The organism is Kocuria sp. KKT182, from assembly GCF_055635395.1.
In genome coordinates this window covers 1,506,653-1,529,581 of sequence record NZ_CM145757.1, presented here as the reverse complement: position 1 = coordinate 1,529,581, position 22,929 = coordinate 1,506,653, and the positions used below count along the sequence as shown (strand labels likewise).

Below are 22,929 nucleotides of genomic sequence, written 5' to 3'. Positions count from 1 at the left end.
CCGGGTGCTCACCACCACTGCCGCAGCAGCACCGCCAGCAGGAAGAGCACGGCCCAGCCCACGTTGAGCACCCCGCACTGCCGGAGCACGGGGATGAGCTGGCGCCGGTCCTGCCCCCGCAGCACCGTGGCCACGGGCGCCCACGCCAGGGGCAGGAGCAGCAGCACGAGCAGCATCCACGGGTTGTCGGGCACCAGGAACAGCACGAGCGCGAACGCCACGGCGATCTCCGCGGTGAACACCACCCGCGCCAGCGGGTCGCCCAGCCGCACGGCCAGGGTCCGCTTGCCGACCTCCCGGTCCCCGGGCAGGTCCCGGATGTTGTTGGCCATCAGCAGGGCGGTGGCGATCAGACCGGTGGACAGGGCCGCGACGAAGGCCTCGAGGTTGAGGGTGCCCGCCTGGGTGAGCGTGGTGCCGAGCACGGCCACGAGCCCGAAGTACACGAACACGAACACGTCCCCGAGCCCGCGGTACCCGTACGGGCTGCGCCCGCCGGTGTACCCCCACGCGGCGAGCACGGCCGAGAGGCCCACGGGGATGAACCACCACTGACGGCTCAGCACCACCAGGGCCGCGCCGGCGAGCGCGGCGAGGCCGAAGCACAGCAGCGCCGCCGCCCGCACCTGCCCCGGCGCGGCGGCCCCGGAACCCGTGAGGCGCAGGGGGCCCACGCGGTCGTCGTCGGTGCCCCGGATGCCGTCGGAGTAGTCGTTGGCGTAGTTCACGCCGATCTGCAGGAGGAGGGCGACCAGCAGCGCGAGCAGCGCGCGGACGGGGTCGAACGAGTGCAGGGCCTGGGCCGCGGCGGAGCCGGCCACCACGGGGGCGAGGGCCATCGGCAGCGTCCGGAGCCGGGCCCCCTCGATCCACTGTGCTGGCGTGGCCACGGGCTACCTCCGTCGGGAACGACCCGCGCGGGTGCGGGGTGCGGGATGCGGGCCGCGGTGGGGGTCCGTGGCCGCGAACCATTGTGTCACGGCCCGGCCCCGGACCCGGCTCGGGCGGGGGCTCAGCCCAGCAGACGGCCCACGGCGGCGCGGTCCGGCTTCCCGGTGGGCAGCAGGGGCAGCTCGTCCGGCCAGGCCCAGCGCCGGGGCACCGCGGCGGCGCCGTGCCGGGCGCGCACCGACTCCTCGAGCTCGGCGCGCAGCCGCCGGCGGTCCGCGCCGGGGACCGCGACGACCGCCGCCCCGACCGCCTGCCCCCACTCGGGGTCGGGCACGCCGAGCACCAGGGCCTGGCGCACCCCCGGGTGCTCCGTGAGCGCGGCGCTCACGAGCCCCGCGGCGACCTTGACCCCGCCGGTGTTCACCACGTCGTCGACCCGCCCGTGCACCGTGAGCACGCCGTCGGCGGAGATCTCGCCGAGATCGTCCGTGCGGTACCAGCGGGTCCCGGCGGCCTCCCGGAAGTGCCGTGCGGTCTGCTCCGGGTCCCCGGCGTAGCCGGCGGCGACGACGTCCCCGCCGAGCCAGATCCGGCCCGGCCCGGACCCGCCGGTGACCCCGGTTCGCGGGACGTCGTCCTCGGCCCCCTCCGTCCCCACGTGCACGGAGACGCCGTCCAGGGGCACGCCGTCGTAGACGCAGCCCCCGCACGTCTCCGACATCCCGTAGGTGACGACCACCCGGACGTCGGCGGCCCGGGCGGCCGCCAGCAGCCGCGGGGGAGCGGCCGAGCCGCCGAGCAGGACCGCGGAGAAGCTCTTCAGCGCGGAGACCGCGTCCCCGTTGCGCACCCCGGAGGCCGGTTCCAGGATCCGCTGCAGCTGGGTGGGCACGAGCGAGGTGAAGCGCACGGGGTCCTCCAGCTCCTCGGCCGCCGCCGCGAAGGCCTCGGGGGTGAAGCGGGCCGCGGGGTCGAGGACCACGGGGTCCGTCCCGGCGTAGAGGGAGCGCACGAGCACCTGGAGCCCGGCCACGTAGTGGACGGGCAGCGCGAGCAGCCACTGGGCCACCCCGCCGGTGCGCACCGCGGTGGCCATCGAGGACGCCGCGAGCGCGTCCCGGGTGAGGACCGTGCGCTTGGCCCGGCCCGTGGAGCCGGAGGTCCGCACGACGACGGCGGGGCCCTCCCGGCCCAGCGCGCGGGTCAGCGGGGACAGCAGCCGCAGGGGGTCGCCGGGCACGGGCCCGTCGAGGACCACGGCGTCGCCGGGGACGATCAGTTCGGCCATCGCGGGTCTCCTCCTCGCGCCGCCGGTCGGCTCCCGACCCGGGGACGGGTCGTGCACCGGCGGCAGCCGGATCAGAAGTAGTAGGGGAAGCCGGACCAGTCCGGGTCGCGCTTGCCCAGGAACGCGTCCCGGCCCTCGACGGCCTCGTCGGTCATGTACGCCATGCGGGTCGCCTCGCCGGCGAAGACCTGCTGGCCCACCATCCCGTCGTCGGGCAGGTTGAAGGCGAACTTCAGCATCCGGATCGCCTGCGGGGACTGGGCCGCCACGTCCCGGGCGGCGGCGATCGCCGCGTCCTCCAGCTCCGCGTGCGGGACGACCTCGTTGACCGCGCCCATCTCGAGCATCCGCTGCGCGTCGTACTCCCGGGCGAGGAAGAAGATCTCGCGGGCCGCCTTCTGCCCCACCTGCCGGGCGAGCAGCGCGGAGCCGTAGCCGGCGTCGAAGGAGCCGACGGTGGCGTCCGTCTGCTTGAACCGCCCGTGCTCCCGGGACGCGATCGTGAGGTCGCAGACCACGTGCAGGGAGTGCCCGCCGCCCGCGGCCCACCCGGGGACGGCGGCGATGACCACCTTGGGCATGGTGCGGATCAGGCGCTGCACCTCGAGGATGTGCAGCCGCCCGGCGCGGGCCGGGTCGATGCTCTCGGCGGTCTCGCCCCCGGCATAGCGGTAGCCGTCGCGGCCGCGGATGCGCTGGTCCCCGCCGGAGCAGAACGCCCAGCCGCCGTCCTTGGCGGAGGGCCCGTTGCCGGTGAGGACCACGGCGCCCACGTCCGAGCTCATCCGCGCGTGGTCGAGCGCGCGGTAGAGCTCGTCGACGGTGCCCGGCCGGAAGGCGTTGCGCACCTCCGGGCGGTCGAAGGCGATCCGCACCCACGGCAGGTCCCGGAGCACCGCGCCGTCCGCGTCCCGCTCCACACCGCGGTGGTAGGTGAGGTCCTGCAGGTCCTGGAAGCCCTCGACCGTCCGCCACTGCACGGGGTCGAAGAGCTCCGAGACCTGCTCGGGGAGGTGGTTGCTGGCGGGGGTCGGGGTCGCGTCGGTCACGGGTCCGAGTCTACGGGGACTTCTCCGCCGGCCTCGAGACCGCCCCCCGGACCGTCAGCAACGGTGCGGTGGAGGGCGGGAGGAGAACGCCCCACGACAGCCACCGGCCGTCAGGCCGGGATCGCGCCAGCGGCGCCCGCCAGCAGCGCCCGCACCTCCGCGGCGGACCCGCACGCCAGGGCCCGCCGCGCGAGGTCCTGCGCACCGGCCAGCGTCACGTCCCGCAGGCGCGCCTTGACGAGGGCCACCCGGGTGGGCACCACGCTGAGCTCCTCGACGCCCAGCCCGGCGAGCACCACCGCCGCGGCCGGGTCACCGGCGAGGTCGCCGCACACCGCGACGTGCGTGCCCTCGGGCACCTCGGCGCACACCCGGGACACCAGGTCGAGCACGGCGGGCTGCCGGGCGTCCGCCAGCGCCGAGACCGCGGTGTTGCCCCGCTCGGCGGCCATCGTGTACTGCGCGAGGTCGTTGGTGCCGATGCTCACGAAGTCGAGCCCCTGCGCCACGCGGCGGACGGCCAGGGCCGCGGCCGGGACCTCGATCATGACGCCGACCCTCATGCCCGCCGGGCGGCCGCCGATCGCCGAGGAGGCCTCGTCGAGCCGCTCCAGCGCCCACGCCACCTCCTCGGCGGTGCTGACCATGGGGAACATGACGTGCACCGGGTGGTCCCGGGCCACCAGACAGATCGCGGTCAGCTGGTCGCGGAGCACCTCCGGTGCCCGCCGCATGAGCCGGAGCCCGCGCTCGCCGAGGAACGGGTTCGCCTCGTCGGGCGCCGGCAGGAAGGACAGCGGCTTGTCGCCGCCGACGTCCCAGGTGCGGACGGTCACCGGCCGCCCGGCGAAAGCCTCGGCGATCCCGGCGAACGCGGCCGCCTGCGCCTCGACCGACGGGACGTCGTCCAGGTGGCCGAACAGGACCTCGGTGCGCAGCAGCCCGCACCCCTGCGCGCCGAACGCGACGGCCCGGCCGGCGTCGGCGGGCGTCGTGACGTTGGCGAGCACCGGCACCGGGTGGCCGTCCGCCGTCGCGCCCGGTTCGCGGGCGGTGGCCAGGACGCGCTCGGCCTCGACGGCCCGGGCGGCCGACAGCTCGCGGAGGGAGCGCCGGGTGCTCTCGTCGGGGTCGACGACGAACCGCCGGGCCCGCGCGTCGAAGCCGACGACGGTGCCGGGTGCCACAGCGGCCGCGGCCGGCCCGGCGTCGTGGTACACCGGGATGCCGCGCGAGCGGGCGACGAGGACGCCGTGGCCGGTGTCCCCGCCCGCCAGCGTGACCACGCCCGCGACCCGGTGCGGGTCCAGCGTCGCCGCCGTCGCGGCGTCGAGCTCCCGCACGACGAGGACCGCGGGCGGACCCTCGGCCGGGACGGCGTCCTCGGGCGCGCCGGCTCCGGCCAGTGCGGCGAGCACCCGCTGCCGCACGCTGCGGACGTCCTCGGCGCGCGCCCGCAGGTAGGGGTCGTCCGTCGCCTCGAGCTCTCCGCCCAGCGCGGAGAGCCGGTCCTCCCACGCCGTGGGCGCGGGCGCGCCGGCGGCGATGCCGGCGGAGACCGCCTCGATCAGGCCGGGGTCGACGAGCAGGGCCTCGTGGGCCTCGAGGACGGCGCCCACCGGGCCGGGGCCCCCGGTGGCGGAACGGCGCAGTGCGGCCAGCTCGGCGAGTGCGCGGGCGACGGCCGCGTCCGAGCGCCGCTGCTCCTCGGCAGGCCCGCCCGGCCGGTAGCCGGAGAGGTCGATCGCGCCGCCCCGCACCACCGCCGGGCCGAGGGCGACGTCGCCGCCCGGTCCGGCGGCGGGCGGCACGGGCACGACCGTCGGACCGGCCGACCCGGGGGCCGCCGGGGGCGCCTGGTCGGCGGGCCGGTCGCCCCAGGAGTCCGCGGCCAGCGCCCGCACCGCCTCGGTCAACGACTCGGCGCCGGGTCCGGACGCCTCGAAGCGCAGCCGGTCGCCCTGCCGGACGGCGAGCGTCACGAGCCCGGAGAGGCTGCGGGCGTCGACCGGACCGCGGCCCGTGCGCAGGTTCGTGACCACGGCGGCCGCGTCGGCGGCCCGCACGAGCCCGACCAGCCGGGCGGCCGGGCGCGCGTGCAGGCCGTGCGGGGTGTCCACGGGCAGCTCGGCGACGACCTCGGGTGCCGCGGGCGGCGCCGTCGTGCCCGCCGCCGACGGGTCCGCCGCCTCCCCCAGGTGATCCAGCTTGGCGGCCAGTCCGCGGCCGGCCTCCTCGAGCACCGCGTCCAGCGGCGCGCCGGTCGCGGCCGTCACCACGGCGGCGACCAGCCCCTCGACGAGCGGAGCGGGCGACAGGCGCACCCGCTCGGCGACGTCGGGCGGCACGAGCTCCCGCGCCATCTCCGCGCCGAGCACGGCGCTGCCGAGGTCGAGGAGCACCAGCACGCCGTCCGGTGAGTCGACGGCGGTGATGGCGTCGGCGACCGCGACGGCGTCCGTGCCGAACCCGGCGCCGGCACCCGCCGCCACGGCGATCGGCGGGCGCTCCGCGACCATCTCGCAGGCCAGCTCGACGGCCGCTTCGGCCAGCGCGCGGCTGTGCGAGACGACGACGATGCCGATCACGGCAGACTGTCGGCCGCGGACCGCAGCAGCAGCGCCGTGCTGGTGGCGCCCGGGTCCTGGTGCCCGGCGCTGCGCTGGCCCAGGTAGCTGGCCCGGCCCTTGCGGGCCACGAGCGGGATCGTCGCGGCGCAGCCCGCCTCCGCTGCGTCGGCCGCGGCGGACAGCGCGTCGGCGATGCCGGCGCCCCCGGCCACCGCCGCGTCGTACGCGTCGAGTGCCGGGACCAGGGCGTCCACCATCGTCTTGTCGCCCTGCTGGGCCTTGCCCCGGGCGACCACGCCCTCCAGGCCGGCCCGCAGCGCCCCGCCCAGCGCGGCGGCGTCGACGGCCCGCCCATCGGCCAGCCCGCCGCCGACCCGCAGGAAGAACGTGCCGTACAGCGGGCCGCTGGCCCCGCCGACGGTGCTGACCAGGGTCATGCCGGCCTTCTTCAGCATCGCGCCGGCGTCCCCGGCACCGCCCGCGTCCAGCGCGCCGACGACCGCCCGCATGCCACGGTCCATGTTGCTCCCGTGGTCGGCGTCGCCGATGGCGGAGTCGAGCTCCGTGAGCTCGGCGGCGTGGTCGTGGACGACCTCCGCGAACCTCCGCAGCCAGCGGTCGAGACCCTCGGCGGTGACCTCCGGCATCACGTGCCCCAGCGCAGGCCGGGGGTGTTGACCGGCGCGTCCCACAGGCGGACGACCTCGTCGTCCGCGCGCAGCAGGGTCACGGAGCAGCCGGCCATGTCCAGCGAGGTGATGTAGTTGCCGACCAGGCTGCGGGCGACCGGGATGCCGGCCTTCTGCAGCAGCTGCTGCACCTCGGAGTACATGATGTACAGCTCGATCAGCGGCGTGCCGCCCATGCCGTTGAGGAACACGATCACCGGGGCGCCGTCGGCCGCGGGCAGGTCGGCCAGGACCGGCTCGACGAGCATGGCCGCGACCTCCCGCGCGGGAGCGATCGGCCGCCGTTCGCGTCCGGGCTCGCCGTGGATGCCGATGCCGACCTCGATCTCGTTCTCGCCGAGCTCGAACGTCGGTCTGCCCGCGGCCGGGACCGTGCACGAGGTGAGCGCCATGCCCATGCTGCGCCCCTGCTCGTCGACCCGCCGCGCGATGTCGGCGACCTCGGCGAGCGGACGGCCCTCCTCGGCGGCCGCACCGGCGATCTTCTCCAGCAGCACGGTGACCCCCACGCCGCGACGTCCGGCGGTGTACAGGCTGTCCTGCACGGCGACGTCGTCGTCGGTGACGACCGAGACCACCTCGACACCGTTCTCGGCGGCGAGCTCGGCGGCCATCTCGAAGTTCATGACGTCGCCGGTGTAGTTCTTCACGATGTGCAGGACGCCGGCGCCGCCGTCGACGCCGAGGGTCGCGGCGAGCATCTGGTCCGGCACCGGGGAGGTGAACACCTCGCCGGCGCAGGCCGCGTCCAGCATCCCCGGGCCCACGAACCCGCCGTGCATCGGCTCGTGTCCGGAGCCGCCGCCGGACACCAGGCCCACCTTGCCGCGCCGGGGCGCGTCGGCGCGGAAGACGACGCGGTTGGAGTGGTCGACGCGCAGGCGGTCCCCGTGCGCCGCCTGCATGCCGAGCAGGGCCTCCCGGACGACGTCGGCCGGGTCGTTGATGAGCTTCTTCATGTGCCCCATCCGACCACTCCGCCGGTGGTCGTGACAACAGCTCCGGACGACTGTGGGGCATTGAGTCCTCGGCGCGCGACGAGAGCGCCGTCCCCCGGCGGCCGAGACCCTAAGCTCGGAGGATGGCTGAGATCCGGACGAGCACCCTGCACACCACCGCTGTCGGGGACGACGGCGACCGCGTCGTCTTCCTGCACGGTCTGTTCGGCCGGGGCAAGAACTTCACCCGGATCGCCAAGGACCTCCAGCCGGACTTCCGGAGCCTGCTCGTGGACCTGCCCAACCACGGCGGGTCCGCGTGGACGGACCGGGTGGACTACGAGCAGATGGCGGACTCCGTGGCCGAGACCCTGCGCGACGACTTCGCCGCGGCGGGGCCGGTCGCCGTCGTCGGGCACTCCCTCGGCGGCAAGGTGGCGATGGTGCTGGCGCTGCGGCACCCGGAGCTCGTCTCCCGGCTCGTCGTGGTGGACATCGCCCCCGCCCGGGCCGGGGGCGGCGAGGGCGAGTTCGCCCACCTGCTGGACAGCCTCGCGGCCGTGGACCTCACGGCCGTCGAGCGCCGCTCGGACGCGGACGAGGCCCTCCGGGGGCCCATCCCGTGGGACACCACCCGGAGCTTCCTGCTGCAGAACCTGCGCAGGGGCCCGGAGGGCCTCTCCTGGGAGCCGAACCTCGAGCTGCTGCGGTCGAGCCTGGACACCATCGGCGGCTTCCCGGACACCGGGGACGCCGTCTACGAGGGGCCGGTGCTCTGGGTCGCCGGCGGGCGCTCGGACTACGTCCGCGACGAGCACGCGCCGGTCATGCGCCGGCTGTTCCCCCGGGCGCACCGGGTGACGATCCGCGAGGCCGGCCACTGGGTCCACTCGCAGGAGCCGGAGAAGTTCGCCGCGGTGCTGCGCGGGTTCCTGGCCCGCACCGGGCCCTGACCGCCCTCCCCGCCCGGGGCGCGGCCGCCCCGGACGGTGCGCGCCGGGTGCGGCGGCCGCCGTCCGCCGCGGCCGGCCCCCGCGGCGGTGGGAGACTGGGGCGATGAGCCCCGTCCCCTTCGACCTCGCCCGGATCGGCGCCGGCCTGCCGGTCGCCGGGGTGCTCGGCGAGCTCCGCGCGGCCCTCGCCGGCGGCGTCGCCGTGGTGCAGGCCCCGCCCGGCACCGGCAAGACCACCCTGGTGCCCCCGCTGGTCGCCGACCTGCTGCACGAGCGCGCCACGGGTCCCGGGCCCGGCCGGGTGGTCGTCACCCAGCCCCGCCGGGTCGCCGCCCGCGCGGCGGCCCGGCGCCTGGCGCACCTGACCGGGACCCGGGTGGGCGAGCTCGTGGGCCACACGGTGCGCGGCGACCGGCGCACCGGGGCCGGCACCCTCGTCGAGTTCGTCACGCCCGGCGTGCTCCTGCGCCGGCTGCTGCAGGACCCCGGGCTGCCCGGGGTGGGCGCCGTGGTCCTCGACGAGGTCCACGAGCGCGGTCTCGAGTCCGACCTGCTCGTCGGCATGCTGGCCGAGGTCCGGCAGCTGCGCGAGGACCTGGTGCTCGTCGCGATGTCCGCGACCCTCGACGCCCCGCGCTTCGCCGGGCTGCTGGGCGAGGGCGCCCCGGCCCCCGTGGTCGACTGCCCGGCCGCCCTCCACCCGCTCACGGTCCGGTGGGCCCCGGCCCCCGGGCGGCGCACCGACGAGCGCGGGGTCACCCGCCCGTTCCTCGACCACGTCGCCCGGACCGCGGCCGACGCCCACGCGCGGGCCCTGGCCCGGGACGGCGCCGCGGACGCGCTCGTGTTCGTCCCCGGGGCGTGGGAGGTCGACCAGGTCGCCCGGCGGCTGCGGGAGACCTGCCGCGGGACCGAGGTGCTCGAGCTGCACGGCCGGGTCGGGGCCGCCGAGCAGGACCGGGCGACCTCGGGACGCCGGCCCGGGGACCCGCCCCGCGTGGTCGTCTCCACGTCCCTGGCCGAGTCCTCCCTGACGGTGCCGGGCGTGCGCCTCGTGGTCGACTCCGGGCTCTCCCGCGAGCCCCGGCGGGACGCCGGCCGCGGCATGACGGGCCTGGTCACGGTGGCGGCCTCCCGGGCCTCGGCCGAGCAGCGGGCGGGCCGTGCCGCCCGGCTCGGGCCCGGGGAGGTCGTGCGCTGCTACGACGAGCGGACCTGGGCCGCGATGCCCCGCCACCTCACCCCCGAGCTCGCGGCCGCCGACCTCACGGGCGCCGCGCTGCTGCTCGCCTGCTGGGGCGCCCCCGGCGGACGGGGCCTGCCCCTGCCGGACCCCCTGCCCGCGCCGGCCCTGGCCGACGCCGTCACCGTGCTGCACGGGCTCGGCGCGCTCGACGAGGACGGCCGGGCCACCGCCACCGGCCGGCTGCTCGCGGCGGTGCCCGTGGACCCGCGCCTGGCCCGCGGCCTGCTGGACGGCGCCCACGCGGTGGGCGCCCGGCCGGCGGCCGAGGTCGTCGCGATGGTCTCGGACGACCACCGTCCGCCCGGCGGGGACCTGACCCGCCTGCTCGCCGAGCTGCGCGCCGGGCGGGCCCCGGAGGCCCGCCGCTGGGCCGACGAGGCCCGCCGGCTGGAGCGGATCGCCACGGACCCCGCGTTCTCCGCAGCGCCCGCGCCGCCGGCGGCCGGGGACGTCCCGGCCGATTCCGTGACCGGTGCCGTCGTGGCGCTGGCCCTGCCGGAGCGGGTCGCCCGGAAGGTGGGGGACACCTACCTGCTCGCCTCCGGGACCCGTGCGGGACTGGCCCCGGGGAGCGGCCTGGCGGGCCACGAGTGGCTCGCCGTCGCGGACGTCACCCGGGCGTCCGGCCAGGCCGCCGCCGGGACCGGGGCGGTCGTGCGCGCCGCGGCGGCGCTCGACCGGCCCCTCGCCGAGCGCTGCGCCGAGCACCTGCTCACCGACGAGGTCCGCACCCGCTTCGAGGACGGGCGGGCGAGCGCCCGCCGGGTCCGGGCCCTCGGGGCGATCGAGCTGTCCTCGACCCCGGTGCGGCCCACCCCGGCGGCGGCCCGCGAGGCGGTGCGCGCCGCCCTGGCCGAGCAGGGCCTCGGCCTGCTCGGCTGGTCGGACGGCGCCGACCGGCTGAGGCGCCGGCTCGCGCTGCTCCACCACCGGCTCGGGGACCCGTGGCCCGACGTGTCCGACGCCGCCCTGCTCGACCGGCTCGACGAGTGGCTCGCCCCTGAGCTCGACGCCCTCGCCGCCGGCCGCCGGGTCGACCTCGCCCCGCCCCTGCGGCGGCTGCTCCCGTGGCCGGAGGCCGCCCGCCTCGACGAGCTCGCGCCCGAGCGGCTGACCGTGGCCAGCGGCTCCCGGGCCCGGATCGACTACCCGGCCGCCGACGACCCCGCCGGCCGGCCCGTGGTCAGCGTCAAGCTCCAGGAGTGCTTCGGGTGGGCGGCGTCCCCGGCCGTGGCCGGCGGCCGGGTCCCGGTCCTCTTCCACCTGCTCTCCCCGGCGGGGCGGCCGCTGGCCGTGACCGACGACCTCGCCTCCTTCTGGTCCGGCCCCTACGCCCAGGTGCGCGCCGAGATGCGCGGCCGCTACCCCCGGCACCCCTGGCCCGAGGACCCCTGGACCGCGCCCGCGACCGCCCGCACCGCGCGCCGCTCCTGAGCCCGGACCCGTGCCCGGGCACGGCGGGTGGCGTCCCGGTGTGATCTGGGTTACGGTGGAGTCACCGCACCTGCCGAGCGCGTTGATCCAGCGCGCACGGACCGGCTCGCCCACCTCGCGATCCCCGGTCCGGGGCACGCACCGGCCGGACCCCCGCGACGCGATCGTTCCCGCGGGCCCGGCACCGGTCACGGTTCCGCCGGGCAGCACCTGCCCTCCCAGCACGGGTGCCCCGGCACATCTGTCACACCGCAGCTCGCTGCACCTCACGGAGAACGGGTACGCCCTCATGACTGCCACCTCGATCGAGACCACGCCGACGACCCCGACCACCTCGTCCCTGCCGCTGGTTCCCCAGGTCGCCGCTCCCGCGGTCGGCCCGGAGCTCGCCCGCTCCTGGCTGCTCGTCAACGGCGCCCAGGCCGAGCGGTTCGCGGCGGCCCGGGCGAGCGCGGCCGACGTCGTCGTCCTGGACATCGAGGACTCCGTGGCGCCCAAGGACAAGGAGCGCGCCCGCCGCAACGTCATCAGCTGGCTGGACGCCCGGGACGAGCACGGCGAGCAGCACCACGCGTGGGTGCGGGTCAACGGCTTCGGCACCCAGTGGTGGGAGGAGGACCTCCGGGCCCTTGCCGGCGTCCGCGGCCTGGACGGCGTCATGCTGGCCATGGTCGAGTCCCCGGAGCACGTCACCCGCACCGCGGAGCTGCTCAAGGACACGCGGATCGTGGCGCTCGTCGAGACGGCCCGCGGCGTGCAGCACCTGCAGGCCATCGCCGGCGCCCGCTCCACGTACCGCCTCGGCTTCGGCCTGGGCGACTTCCGGCGCGACACGGGCTTCGGGGAGAACCCCATGACGCTGGCCTACACGCGCTCGCAGTTCACGATCGCCTCCCGGGCGGCCAACCTGCCCGGCCCCATCGACGGGCCCGCCGTCGGCGCGCTCGGGCCGAAGCTGGCCGAGGCCACGTCCGTGACCCTGGAGTTCGGCATGACGGGCAAGCTGTGCCTGATGCCGGAGCAGACCGCCACGGTCAACGAGGGCCTGAGCCCGTCCCTGTCCGAGCTGTCCTGGGCCACCGAGTTCCTCCAGGAGTTCGACGCCGACGGCGGGGAGATCCGCAACGGCTCCGACCTGCCGCGCCTCGCCCGCGCCAAGAAGATCCTGGGCCTGGCCGGCGCCTTCGGCCTGAGCATCCCCGAGGGCTACGACGTCCACTTCGAGGCGCCGACCGACACGTACCACTGCTGATCCGGTGGTGAGGGGCCGGCACCCGGCCCCGCCCCCGCGCGGGAGCGCACCCCCTCCCCGCGCGTCCGACGGACCGGTGGGTGCCGTGCAGACACGGCGCCCACCGGTTCTTCCGTGTCCGGATCCCTCCGCCCCGGCCTGTCCCGTCCGGGGCGGGACGGACTAGATTCGACACCGTGCAGACTCCCCGCCCCGCCCCGCAGCCCCCGGCGTCCCGGCCCCGCCCCCGGCGGCCGAGGGCGGCCCTCCCGGTCGCCCTCTCCGCGGCCCTCCTCGCCACCGGCTGCTCGGCGCTCGCCCCCGACGGCGGGCGGGAGACCGCCGACCGGGTCGCCGCGGCCCTGGGCGCGGGCAGCGTCCAGGAGCTGTCCTTCGGCGACGTCGAGGGTCCCTCCGCCCAGCAGCAGTACGAGCGGATCACCGCGCCGCTCGGGGAGGCCGCCCCGGCCGTCGAGGTCTCCGCGGTCGAGGACACCGGGCAGGAGGACCGCCGCGAGGCCACCCTGTCCTGGTCGTGGGACCTCCCGGGCGTGGCGCAGGACTGGGCGTACGACTCGGTCCTCCCGCTGGTCCGGACCGGGTCCGGGGACTGGTCCGCCGAGTGGTCCCCGGCCGTGGTGCACCCGGGCCTGGCGGAGGGGGAGGCCCTGCGCGCCCGGACGGTGGCCGCGGACCGCGGGGACATCCTCGGGGCGGACGGCGAGACGCTGGTGACGGAGCGCCCGATCCGGCGGGTGGGCATCGACCGGTCGCAGCTCGACGGGGCGGACCCCGAGGAGGCGGCCCGCCGGCTCGCCGAGGCCGTGGACATCGACGCCGACGCCTACGCCGAGGCCGTCGGACAGGCCGGGCCCGAGGCGTTCGTCGAGGCCGTCCCGCTGCGGCTGGAGGACTTCCGGGAGCTGGACGCGGCGGAGATGGAGGCGGTCCCGGGCCTGCTCGTGGTCGAGGACGAGCTGCCGCTGGCGCCCTCCCGCGGCTTCGCCGCCGACCTGCTGGGCGGGGTGGCCGAGGCGACGGCCGAGGACGTGGCGGACTCCGGCGGGGAGCTCGCCCCCGGGACGGCGATCGGCCGCGGGGGAGTGCAGGAGCGCTTCGACGACCGGTTGCGCGGCACGCCCGGCGTCGTCGTCGAGGAGATCGGGGACGAGTCCGCGGCCGGCGAGCCGCTGTTCGAGGTCCCGGCGCAGGCCGGCGAGCCGGTCGCGGTGACCCTGGACCGCGGGCTCCAGGCCACCGCCGGTGAGCTGCTGGCCGGGATCGAGTCCCCCTCGGCGGTCGTGGCCGTCCGGCCCTCCACGGGCGAGCTCGTCGCCTCGGCCAACGGGCCGGGCTCCGAGGGCTACTCCACCGCGCTGCTGGGCCGGTACGCGCCCGGCTCCACCTTCAAGGTGGTCACGGCCCTCGGGATGCTCCGGCAGGGCGACACCCCCGGGACGGTCGTGCAGTGCCCGCCGTCCACGACCGCCGCGGGCGTGCGGGTCGACAACGTCGAGTCCTATCCGGCCGAGTTCACCGGCTCGATCACCCTCACCGAGGCGCTCGCCCACTCCTGCAACACCACCTTCGTGGACCAGCACGACCGTATCGACCAGGCAGAGCTGGCCGAGGCCGCGGCCGCGCTCGGGATCGGGGTGCCCGCGGAGCTGTCCGTGCCCGCGTTCTGGGGTGAGGTCCCGCGGGAGGAGCCGCCGGCCCAGCACGCCGCCGCGATGTTCGGGCAGGGCCGCACGCTCGTGTCCCCGCTGAGCATGGCCGGGCTCACCGCCTCGGTCGCCGCCGGAGAGCTCGTCACCCCCCGGCTGGTCAGCACCGAGGGACTGCTCGACGAGGACGCCGCGACCCGGCCCGGACCGGAGGAGCCCCTGACCGCCGAGGAGGCGGAGCAGCTGCGCACCAGGATGCGGGCCGTCGTCTCGTCCGGGCACCTGGGCGTGCTGCAGGGGCTCGAGCCGGACACCGCGATCGGCAAGACCGGCACGGCCGAGTTCGGCGACGAGGACCCGCCCCGGACCCACTCGTGGGTGATCGCCGAGCACGAGGACCTCGCCGTGGCGGTCTTCGTGGAGGACGGCGGCCTGGGCTCGGTCACCGGCGGACCCATCATGCGGGACTTCCTGGCCGCGGCCTCCGCGTCCACCGCCGGCTGAGCCGCGACACGGTGGCCCGGGCCCTTCCGCGGCCCGCGCCGCTGGCCCAGGATGGGAGCACACCGTCCGCAGCCGCGGACCACCGGACCACCGAGGAGTTCCCCGTGCCCGAGACCGTGCCCACCACTCCCGCGAGAACCAAGATCGGCGTGGTCGGCGCCGGCTCCGTCGGCTCGTCCCTGGCCTACGCGGTCCTCATCAAGGGCGTCGCCCAGGAGGTGGCCCTCTACGACCTCGCCGGGGACCGGGTCCGCGCCGAGGGCCTGGACCTCGCCCACGGGGCCATGTTCACCCCCAGCTCCCGGGTGACCGGCTCCGACGACGTCGCCGTGCTGGCGGGCTCGGACGTCGTCTTCGTGACCGCCGGGGCCAAGCAGCGGCCCGGCCAGACCCGGATGGAGCTGGCGGGCGCCAACGCCGCGATCCTCGAGCAGCTGATGCCGCGGCTGGTGGAGCAGGCGCCCGAGGCCGTGTACGTGCTGGTGACCAATCCGTGCGACGTGCTCACGGTCATCGCGCAGAAGCTCACCGGCCTGCCCACGGAGCGGGTGATGTCCTCCGGGACCGTGCTGGACACGTCCCGGCTGCGGTGGCTGCTGGCCGAGGAGGGCGGGGTGTCCACCACGAGCGTGCACGCCACGATCGTCGGCGAGCACGGGGACACCGAGTTCCCCCTGTGGTCGAACGCGAACATCGGGCAGATCCCGCTGCGGGACTGGACCGTCGAGGGGCGGCGGCCCTTCACCGACGAGCGGCTGGACGAGATCACGCACCGGACGATCAACGCGGCGTACACGGTGATCCAGGGCAAGGGCGCCACCAACTACGCGATCGGCCTGGCCGGGGCGCGCGTGGCGGAGGCCGTGCTGCGGGACGAGCACGCCGTGCTGCCCGTCTCCACGGTCCTCGACGACTACCGGGGGATCAGCGGGGTCGCCCTGTCCGTGCCGTCGATCGTCGCGCGGCGGGGCGTCGTCGAGCGGCTGGCCGTGCCCATGGACGAGCAGGAGCTGGCCATGCTGCACCGCTCCGCCGAGGCGATCCGGGCCACCCTGGCCTCGATCGGGTACTGACCCCGGCGGAGCGGTGCGAGAGGTCAGCGGGCGGCCATCTCGTCCTCCGCCGCGTGGGCGAGGCGCACGGCGTCGTCGAACTCGCGCTCGATCTCCTCGTCGCGCCGATAGGTGGCCTTCGAGACCAGCACGGCGGAGACGAGGCTCACGAGGAAGCCGGGGATGATCTCGTAGAGGTCGGCCCACGGGGTCACGGTCCACGCGAACACGGTGACCGCGCCCAGGAGCATTCCGGTGATCGCGCCCAGGTTCGTGAGCTTGCGCCAGAACAGGGACAGGATCACGATCGGGCCGAACGAGGCGCCGAAGCCGGCCCACGCGAACGCCACGAGGCCGAGGATCGTGTTGTTCTGCTCCCAGGCCAGGAACGTGGCGACGAGGGCGACGAGGGCCACGCCCGCGCGGCCCATCCACACCTGCTTGCGCTCGGAGGGGGACTCCTTGACCGTCAGCTTGTACAGGTCCTCCACCAGGGCGGAGGAGGAGACGATGAGCTGGGAGGAGACCGTGGACATGATCGCCGCGAGCACGGCCGCCAGCACGAAGCCGGCGATCACGGGGTGGAAGAAGACCTGCGCGAGGTCCAGGAACACGGACTCCGGGTCGGTCGGGCTCTCGTCCGGGCGGTTACCGTAGTAGGCGACGCCGACCAGGGCGGTGGCGATCGCCCCGATGACGCTGAGCACCATCCAGGTCAGGCCGATCCGGCGGCCGGTCTTGGCGTCGGCGGGGGAGCGCATGGCCATGAAGCGGACGATGATGTGCGGCTGGCCGAAGTAGCCGAGGCCCCACGCCAGGGCCGAGATGACGCCGATGGCCGTGGCCCCGGACACCATGGAGAGGGCGTCGGGCTGGACGGCGCGGATGTTCTCCGCCATCTGGCCGAAGCCGCCCACGTTGATCACGCCCACGACGGGGACGAGGAGCAGGGCCGCGAACATCAGGAGGCCCTGGGCCACGTCCGTGTAGGTCGCACCGAGGAAGCCGCCGAAGAGCGTGTAGGCGATGGTGACGCCGACGACGAGGAGCAGCCCGGCGTGGTACGTCGAGCCGAAGGACGACTGGAAGAACAGCCCGCCGGCCACCATGCCGGAGGAGACGTAGAACGTGAAGAACACCAGGATGATGAGCCCGGAGACGATGCGCAGCAGCCGGCTGCCGCCCTTGAGCCGGTTGTCCAGGAAGGACGGGATCGTGATCGAGTTGTGCGAGACCTCGGTGTAGGAGCGCAGCCGGGGCGCGATGAACTTCCAGTTGACCCACGCGCCGACGATCAGGCCGACGGCGATCCACGCCTCGACCAGACCGGAGAGGAACACCGCGCCGGGCAGACCGAGCAGCAGCCAGCCGGACATGTCGGAGGCACCGGCGCTGAGGGCGGCGGTCCCGGGCTTGAGGTTGCGCCCGCCGAGCATGTAGTCGTCGAGGTTCTTCGTCCTGCTGTTGGCGTAGAGGCCGATCCCGATCATGGCGGCGAAGTAGATGACGATCGCGATCGTCTGGGCTATCTCTTGGGGCATGGTGTCCTTTCCGCCCGGAGCCGGCCCGGTGGAGCGCAGCGTCCAGGGGGGTGGGTGGAGCAGAGGTCCCACAGAACTTTACGCCCGCTCCCGGGCAGTGGCCAGCCACTACGGGTATAGGGAGGCGGTCCCGGGGGTGCGGGGAGACCGCGCCGGCGGCCCGCGGGGCCGGCTCAGGCGTCGTCGTGCGCCTGCAGGAACTCGTAGACCTCCCGCTCGTCGACGCCGGGGAAGGCCCCCTCCGGGAGGGCGGCGAGCACGTGCGAGTGGGCCCGGGTGTTGGGCCAGGCGTGGCCCGCCCACACCCGGCTGAGCTCCTCGGGCGGGCGCCGGCAGCACGAGGGGTCCGGGCAGGTCGACACCGTGCGGTGCGGGGTGTCGCGGCCGCGGAACCAGCGGGCGTCGGTGAACGCGACGCCCACGCCGATGGAGAACGCGCCCTGGCTCGAGAGCTCCGTGCGCGTGGAGCACCAGTACGTGCCGGAGGGGGTGTCCGTGTACTGGGCGAACGCCGTGAACTGGTTGGGCTGGTCGAAGACGGTGCGCCCGGACCACTTGCGGCAGGAGATCTGGCCCTCGATCGCCCCGGTGTGGTCCGTCGGGAACGCCAGCCCGTTGTTCTCGTAGGCCTTGTGGATCACCCCGGACGAGTGCACCTTGTGGAAGTGGGTGCGGATCCCCAGGTGCCGGGTGGCCAGGTTCGTGAAGCGGTGGCCCGCCGTCTCGTGGGAGACGGCGAAGCGGTCCTTGAGGTCCTCCAGGAAGAGGTCCCGGTCCTTCTTCGCCTCGAGCAGGAACGGGACGGTCTTGTCCTCCGGAAGCATCACCGCGGCGGCGAAGTAGTTGGTCTGCACGCGCTGGGCGAGGAACTCGGCGTAGTCCTTGGGCGGCTCGTGGCCCAGCACCTGGTGCCCCACGGCCTGGAGCAGCACCGCGCGGGGGTCGTGGTCCGCCCGGGGGCTCTGCACCAGGTAGATCCGCCGGTTGAGCAGGTCGGTCACCGAGCGGGTCGAGTGCGGGAGGTCGGTGACGTGGTGGATGCTGTAGCCGAGCCTGCCCACCATCTCGGAGATCACGGAGTTGGACACGGGGCCCGAGGAGTAGCCGCCCAGGGTCAGCAGCTCCTTGGCGGCCTGCTCCAGGTCCGGGAAGTAGTTGTCCTGCGCCCGCATGAGCCGGCGCAGCTGCACGTTGGCCCGGCGGGCCTCCTCCGGGGTGGCCGAGTTCTTCTCGAGGGCCTCGGCCAGCCGCTCCTGCAGGGCCACGAGCGCCTCGAGCACCTCGGTGGACAGCGCGGAGCTGACCCGGACGGTCGGCAGCCCCAGCTGCTCGTAGAACGGGGAGCGCTGGGCGCGCTCGAGCTGGATCTCGAGCGCCTCCCGCCGGGTGCCGGGCTCGGCCCCGAGCAGGGCGTCCACGCTCGTGCCCAGGACCTCGGCGAGGCGCCGCAGCAGGCTGAGCCGGGGCTCGCGGCGCCCGTTCTCGATCACGGACAGCTGCGAGGTGGCGGTGCCCGCCCGGTCGGCGAGCTCCGCGAGCGTCATGCCGCGGTCCTTGCGCAGCGAGCGGATGCGCCGGCCGAGACCGATCAGGTCGGTGCTGCCGGCCGGCTCCGCCGTCGTCGGTTCCTCGGTGCCCCACGCGCTGGTCGTCATTTCTTCACGATAGACGAAAAACGGCGAAAGTTCGACGAGAAATGTGGGGTTGATCCGGGTTGAACTGGGGCAAAGTGGGATGTGTCACCACGGAGGAGTGAACTTCCCGGTGACCCCGAAGCCGAAGCACCCGTTCTCGGACCACTCAACGAGGAGCCGACATGTCCTACCCCAACGCCCCCAAGACCGCCGACGAGATCCGCCAGGAGTGGGACGCCGATCCCCGCTGGGCGCAGATCACCCGCGACTACACGGCGGAGGAGGTCGTCCGCCTGCGCGGCACGGTGCAGGAGGAGATGACCCTGGCCCGCCGCGGCGCGGAGCAGCTGTGGGAGAAGCTGCACACCGAGGACTTCGTGAACTCCCTGGGCGCCCTGACCGGCAACCAGGCGGTCCAGCAGGTCAAGGCCGGTCTCAAGGCCATCTACCTCTCCGGCTGGCAGGTCGCCGGCGACGCGAACCTCGCGGGCCAGACCTACCCCGACCAGTCGATCTACCCCGCGAACTCCGTCCCGGCGGTCGTGCGGCGGATCAACAACGCACTGATGCGCGCCGACCAGATCGAGCACTCCGAGGGCACGAGCACGGTCGAGGACTGGCTGGTCCCGATCGTGGCCGACGCCGAGGCCGGCTTCGGCGGCCCGCTCAACGCCTACGAGCTCATGAAGTCCATGATCGCCGCCGGCGCGGCCGGCGTGCACTGGGAGGACCAGCTGGCCTCCGAGAAGAAGTGCGGCCACCTGGGCGGCAAGGTGCTCATCCCCACCCAGCAGCACGTCCGCACCCTGAGCGCGGCCCGGCTCGCGGCCGACGTCGCCGACGTCCCCTCGCTGATCATCGCCCGCACCGACGCGGAGGCGGCCACCCTGATCACCTCGGACGTGGACGACCGCGACAAGCCGTTCGTCACCGGCGAGCGCACCGCGGAGGGCTACTACAAGGTCCGCAACGGCCTCGAAGCCTGCATCGCCCGCGGCAACGCGTACGCCCCGTATGCCGACCTGCTGTGGATGGAGACGGGCACCCCGGACCTCGAGCTGGCCAAGAAGTTCGCCGACGGCATCCACGCGGAGCACCCCGACCAGATGCTCGCCTACAACTGCTCGCCGTCCTTCAACTGGAAGAAGCACCTGGACGACGCCACGATCGCCAAGTTCCAGCGCGAGCTGGGCGCGATGGGCTTCAAGTTCCAGTTCATCACCCTGGCCGGCTTCCACGCCCTGAACTACTCGATGTTCGACCTCGCCCACGGCTACGCCCGCAACCAGATGACGGCCTACGTGGAGCTGCAGGAGCGGGAGTTCGCGGCCGAGGAGCGCGGCTACACCGCCACCCGCCACCAGCGCGAGGTCGGCACCGGCTACTTCGACCTGGTCTCCACCGTCCTCAACCCGCAGTCCTCCACCACGGCGCTGGCCGGGTCCACCGAGACCGCCCAGTTCTGAGCCGAACGGCCCTGAGCCGAACGGCCGTGACCGGCCGGGGGCCCGACAGGGTCCCCGGCCGCGCCGCATCCGACGACGACCCGCTCCGGCGCCCTTCGGGGCCGCCCCACCCGAACTCCCCAGGACACTCTTCAGGCGAGGACCCAGCCATGATGACCATGACCAGCAACCCCGTGACGATCAACGGCGTGACCCTCACCGGTCACCACGTGCCCCGGCAGAACAGTGTGCTCACCCCCGACGCGCTCGGCTTCCTCGCGGCGCTGCACCGCGAGTTCGAGCCCCGCCGGCGCGAGCTGCTGGCCGCCCGCGAGGAGCGGCGCAAGGCGATCGCCCGCGGCACCGACCCCACGTTCCTGCCCGAGACGCGGAGGATCCGCGAGGACGACTCCTGGCGCGTGCCCCCGCCCCCGCCCGGGCTCGAGGACCGCCGCGTGGAGATCACCGGTCCCACCGAGCGGAAGATGACCATCAACGCCCTCAACTCCGGGGCGAAGGTGTGGCTCGCGGACATGGAGGACGCCAACACCCCGCACTGGACGAACGTGGTCACCAACCAGCTCAACCTCATCGACGCGCTCGAGGGGACCATCGAGTTCACCAACCCGGACGGCAAGAAGTACGCGCTGAAGAACAGGGACGCCCGGGCCAACCCGACCATCGTGGTGCGGCCCCGCGGGTGGCACTTCGAGGAGAGGCACCTGTCCGTGCGGGACGAGCCCATCGCGGGCGCCATCGTGGACTTCGGCCTGTACTTCTTCCACAACGCGCGCCGGCTCAAGAAGCTCGGCCTGGGCCCCTACTTCTACCTGCCCAAGACCGAGTCCCACCAGGAGGCGCGGCTGTGGCACGACATCTTCAGCCGGGCGGAGTCCATGCTGGGGACGGACCGCGGCACCATCCGCGCCACCGTGCTGATCGAGACGATCACCGCGGCCTTCGAGATGGAGGAGATCCTCCACGAGCTCGGGGAGCACGCCGCGGGGCTCAACGCCGGCCGCTGGGACTACATCTTCTCCATCATCAAGAACTTCCGGACCCGCGGGCCCCGCTTCATCCTCCCGGACCGCAACGCGGTGACCATGACGCAGCCGTTCATGCGGGCCTACACCGAGCAGCTCGTGCGGGCCTGCCACCGCCGCGGGGCGATGGCCATCGGCGGGATGGCCGCGTTCATCCCCTCCCGCCGGGACGAGGAGGTCAACCGCACCGCGATCGAGAAGGTGCAGGCCGACAAGACCCGCGAGGCCGAGGACGGGTTCGACGGATCCTGGGTGGCCCACCCCGACCTGGTCCCCGTGTGCCGCGAGGTCTTCGACGCGGTGCTCGGCGACCGCCCGAACCAGCTGGACCGGCTCCGCGAGGACGTGGTGCCCGACGACAAGGCGCTCATCGACATCGCCTCGGCCGAGGGGAGGATCACCGAGGTGGGGATCCGCAACAACGTGGAGGTGGGCATCCGCTACATCGAGGCGTGGCTGCGCGGCAACGGCGCCGTGGGCATCCACAACCTGATGGAGGACGCCGCGACCGCGGAGATCTCCCGCTCCCAGATCTGGCAGTGGGTGAACACCCGCGCCATCACGGACGAGGGCGAGGAGATCACCCGGGACTGGGTGCAGGAGCTGCTGGAGGAGGAGTTCGCGAAGATCGAGCGCGCCGAGGGCGACCGCTTCGACGACGCCCGCGCCATCTTCGAGGAGGTGGCCCTGGGCGACGACTACCCCGCGTTCCTGACCACCCCCGCCTACGAGCGGTTCCTGGCCGAGCCCGAGGACCCGCACGCCCCGGAGGAGGCCGGCACCTCCGCGTCCTCGCGCGCCTGAGCGGCCCACCGGGCCGGGTCCACGACCCAGGGCGCCCGGGGCAGGACGTCCTCGTCGAACACGGCGAGGACGTCCTGCGCCGACCGGACCGGTCCGGGGAGGCCCAGCGACGCGGCCATCCAGCCCAGCACCTCCTCGGCGCCGTGACCCCCCGCGGCGAGCTCGGCGAGGGTCACGGCGCCGTCCCGCTTGGCGAGGCGCTGCCCGTGCGCGTTGAGCACGAGCGGCACGTGCACCCACTCCGGCTCGTCCAGACCGAGCATCGAGGCCAGGTACGCCTGCCGGGGGGTCGAGGGCAGCAGGTCGTCGCCCCGGACCACCTGGTCCACGCCCTGGTGGGCGTCGTCGAGGACCACCGCGAGGTTGTAGGCGGGGCGGCCGTCGTTGCGCAGCAGCACGAAGTCGTCGACGAGCCCCGTGAACGCCCCGGCCCAGCGGTCCACGACCGTGCGGGAGCGCACGTCCGCGCGCAGCCGCACCGCCGGGGGCCGCTCCCGGCGGCGCCGCGCCCGCTCGGCGTCGCCGAGGTCCCGGCACGTGCCCGGATAGGCGCCCGGGGCCCCGTGCGGCGCGCTCGCGGCCGCCTGCACCTCCCGGCGCGTGCAGTAGCACTCGTAGGTGTGCCCCGCCGCGGTGAGACGCTCCACCACGGCCCGGTGCTCGGCCTCCCGCGAGGACTGCAGCAGGGGCGGGCCGTCCCAGTCGAGGCCCAGCCGGGCGAGGTCCGCGAGCTGCCGCTCGGCCGCCCCCGGCCGCACCCGGTCGATGTCCTCGACGCGCAGGACGAAGCCCCGGCCCGTGGAGCGCGCGAGGGCCCACGCGAGCAGCGCCGTGCGGAGGTTGCCGAGGTGGAGGTCCCCCGAGGGGGACGGAGCATAGCGGCCGGCGCCTCCGGCCGCACGGCCCGAGGACGGAGCGGTCATGGTTGCCAGGATAGCCAGCGGCGGTCG

At 75.1% G+C, this 22,929-nt stretch carries 16 protein-coding genes; 7 read left to right on the top strand and 9 right to left on the bottom strand.

What is annotated here, in order from left to right:
• Positions 1-8 precede the first annotated feature (8 nt).
• The 6 genes from ACZ2G1_RS07030 to dhaK form a co-directional block, all read right to left on the bottom strand.
• A complete protein-coding gene (locus ACZ2G1_RS07030) occupies positions 9-890 on the bottom strand; it encodes a 1,4-dihydroxy-2-naphthoate polyprenyltransferase (protein ID WP_470377609.1) in 882 nt (293 codons plus the stop codon).
• A 122-nt stretch (positions 891-1,012) separates the two neighbouring features.
• Positions 1,013-2,179 carry an AMP-binding protein gene (locus tag ACZ2G1_RS07025; RefSeq protein ID WP_470377608.1) on the bottom strand — a complete coding sequence of 389 codons (1,167 nt, stop codon included), beginning with the start codon at positions 2,177-2,179 and terminating at the stop codon, positions 1,013-1,015.
• Between the two features lie 71 nt (positions 2,180-2,250).
• Entirely contained in the window at positions 2,251-3,228 is a 978-nt protein-coding gene (locus ACZ2G1_RS07020; protein ID WP_017832472.1) for a 1,4-dihydroxy-2-naphthoyl-CoA synthase, read from the bottom strand.
• 110 nt (positions 3,229-3,338) lie between these two features.
• Positions 3,339-5,816 carry a phosphoenolpyruvate--protein phosphotransferase gene (gene ptsP / locus ACZ2G1_RS07015; protein ID WP_470377607.1) on the bottom strand — a complete coding sequence of 826 codons (2,478 nt, stop codon included), beginning with the start codon at positions 5,814-5,816 and terminating at the stop codon, positions 3,339-3,341.
• Complete coding sequence (dhaL, locus tag ACZ2G1_RS07010; RefSeq protein WP_017832470.1) at positions 5,813-6,445, bottom strand: dihydroxyacetone kinase subunit DhaL; 633 nt, start codon at positions 6,443-6,445, stop codon at positions 5,813-5,815. Before dhaL ends, ptsP begins: the two co-directional genes overlap by 4 nt.
• Entirely contained in the window at positions 6,445-7,446 is a 1,002-nt protein-coding gene (gene dhaK / locus ACZ2G1_RS07005) for a dihydroxyacetone kinase subunit DhaK (protein WP_470377606.1), read from the bottom strand. Before dhaK ends, dhaL begins: the two co-directional genes overlap by 1 nt.
• A 122-nt stretch (positions 7,447-7,568) precedes the next feature.
• Here dhaK and ACZ2G1_RS07000 point away from each other — a divergent pair, with 122 nt between their 5' ends.
• The 5 genes from ACZ2G1_RS07000 to ACZ2G1_RS06980 all read left to right on the top strand — a co-directional run bounded on the left by ACZ2G1_RS07000 (position 7,569) and on the right by ACZ2G1_RS06980 (position 15,533).
• Positions 7,569-8,378 carry an alpha/beta fold hydrolase gene (locus tag ACZ2G1_RS07000; protein WP_017832468.1) on the top strand — a complete coding sequence of 270 codons (810 nt, stop codon included), beginning with the start codon at positions 7,569-7,571 and terminating at the stop codon, positions 8,376-8,378.
• A 103-nt stretch (positions 8,379-8,481) separates the two neighbouring features.
• Positions 8,482-11,058 carry an ATP-dependent helicase HrpB gene (gene hrpB / locus ACZ2G1_RS06995; protein ID WP_284563445.1) on the top strand — a complete coding sequence of 859 codons (2,577 nt, stop codon included), beginning with the start codon at positions 8,482-8,484 and terminating at the stop codon, positions 11,056-11,058.
• 289 nt (positions 11,059-11,347) lie between these two features.
• Positions 11,348-12,310: an HpcH/HpaI aldolase/citrate lyase family protein gene (locus tag ACZ2G1_RS06990; RefSeq protein ID WP_017832466.1), complete on the top strand. Its 963-nt coding sequence runs from the start codon at positions 11,348-11,350 to the stop codon at positions 12,308-12,310.
• A 176-nt stretch (positions 12,311-12,486) separates the two neighbouring features.
• The gene (locus tag ACZ2G1_RS06985; protein ID WP_470377605.1) at positions 12,487-14,460 is read left to right on the top strand and encodes a penicillin-binding transpeptidase domain-containing protein; all 1,974 of its coding nucleotides are present in this window, start codon (positions 12,487-12,489) and stop codon (positions 14,458-14,460) included.
• A 104-nt stretch (positions 14,461-14,564) separates the two neighbouring features.
• Positions 14,565-15,533, top strand: coding sequence for an L-lactate dehydrogenase (locus ACZ2G1_RS06980; RefSeq protein WP_035924999.1), 969 nt, complete (start codon positions 14,565-14,567; stop codon positions 15,531-15,533).
• 23 nt (positions 15,534-15,556) lie between these two features.
• Here ACZ2G1_RS06980 and putP read toward each other — a convergent pair whose 3' ends face one another.
• Both putP and ACZ2G1_RS06970 read right to left on the bottom strand, forming a co-directional pair.
• Complete coding sequence (gene putP / locus ACZ2G1_RS06975; RefSeq protein ID WP_017832463.1) at positions 15,557-17,053, bottom strand: sodium/proline symporter PutP; 1,497 nt, start codon at positions 17,051-17,053, stop codon at positions 15,557-15,559.
• Positions 17,054-17,226: 173 nt separating this feature from the next.
• Positions 17,227-18,708: a helix-turn-helix domain-containing protein gene (locus tag ACZ2G1_RS06970; RefSeq protein ID WP_017832462.1), complete on the bottom strand. Its 1,482-nt coding sequence runs from the start codon at positions 18,706-18,708 to the stop codon at positions 17,227-17,229.
• 161 nt (positions 18,709-18,869) lie between these two features.
• Here ACZ2G1_RS06970 and aceA point away from each other — a divergent pair, with 161 nt between their 5' ends.
• Together aceA and aceB are read left to right on the top strand one after the other, a co-directional pair.
• On the top strand, positions 18,870-20,153 hold the full coding sequence (aceA, locus tag ACZ2G1_RS06965) for an isocitrate lyase (RefSeq protein WP_017832461.1): 1,284 nt from the start codon (positions 18,870-18,872) through the stop codon (positions 20,151-20,153).
• Positions 20,154-20,305: 152 nt separating this feature from the next.
• Complete coding sequence (aceB, locus tag ACZ2G1_RS06960) at positions 20,306-21,979, top strand: malate synthase A (protein ID WP_109268254.1); 1,674 nt, start codon at positions 20,306-20,308, stop codon at positions 21,977-21,979.
• Here aceB and gluQRS read toward each other — a convergent pair.
• Positions 21,901-22,902 carry a tRNA glutamyl-Q(34) synthetase GluQRS gene (gene gluQRS, locus ACZ2G1_RS06955; protein ID WP_470377604.1) on the bottom strand — a complete coding sequence of 334 codons (1,002 nt, stop codon included), beginning with the start codon at positions 22,900-22,902 and terminating at the stop codon, positions 21,901-21,903. The two genes, aceB and gluQRS, sit on opposite strands and share 79 nt — an antisense overlap.
• Between the last annotated feature and the right edge of the window lie 27 nt (positions 22,903-22,929).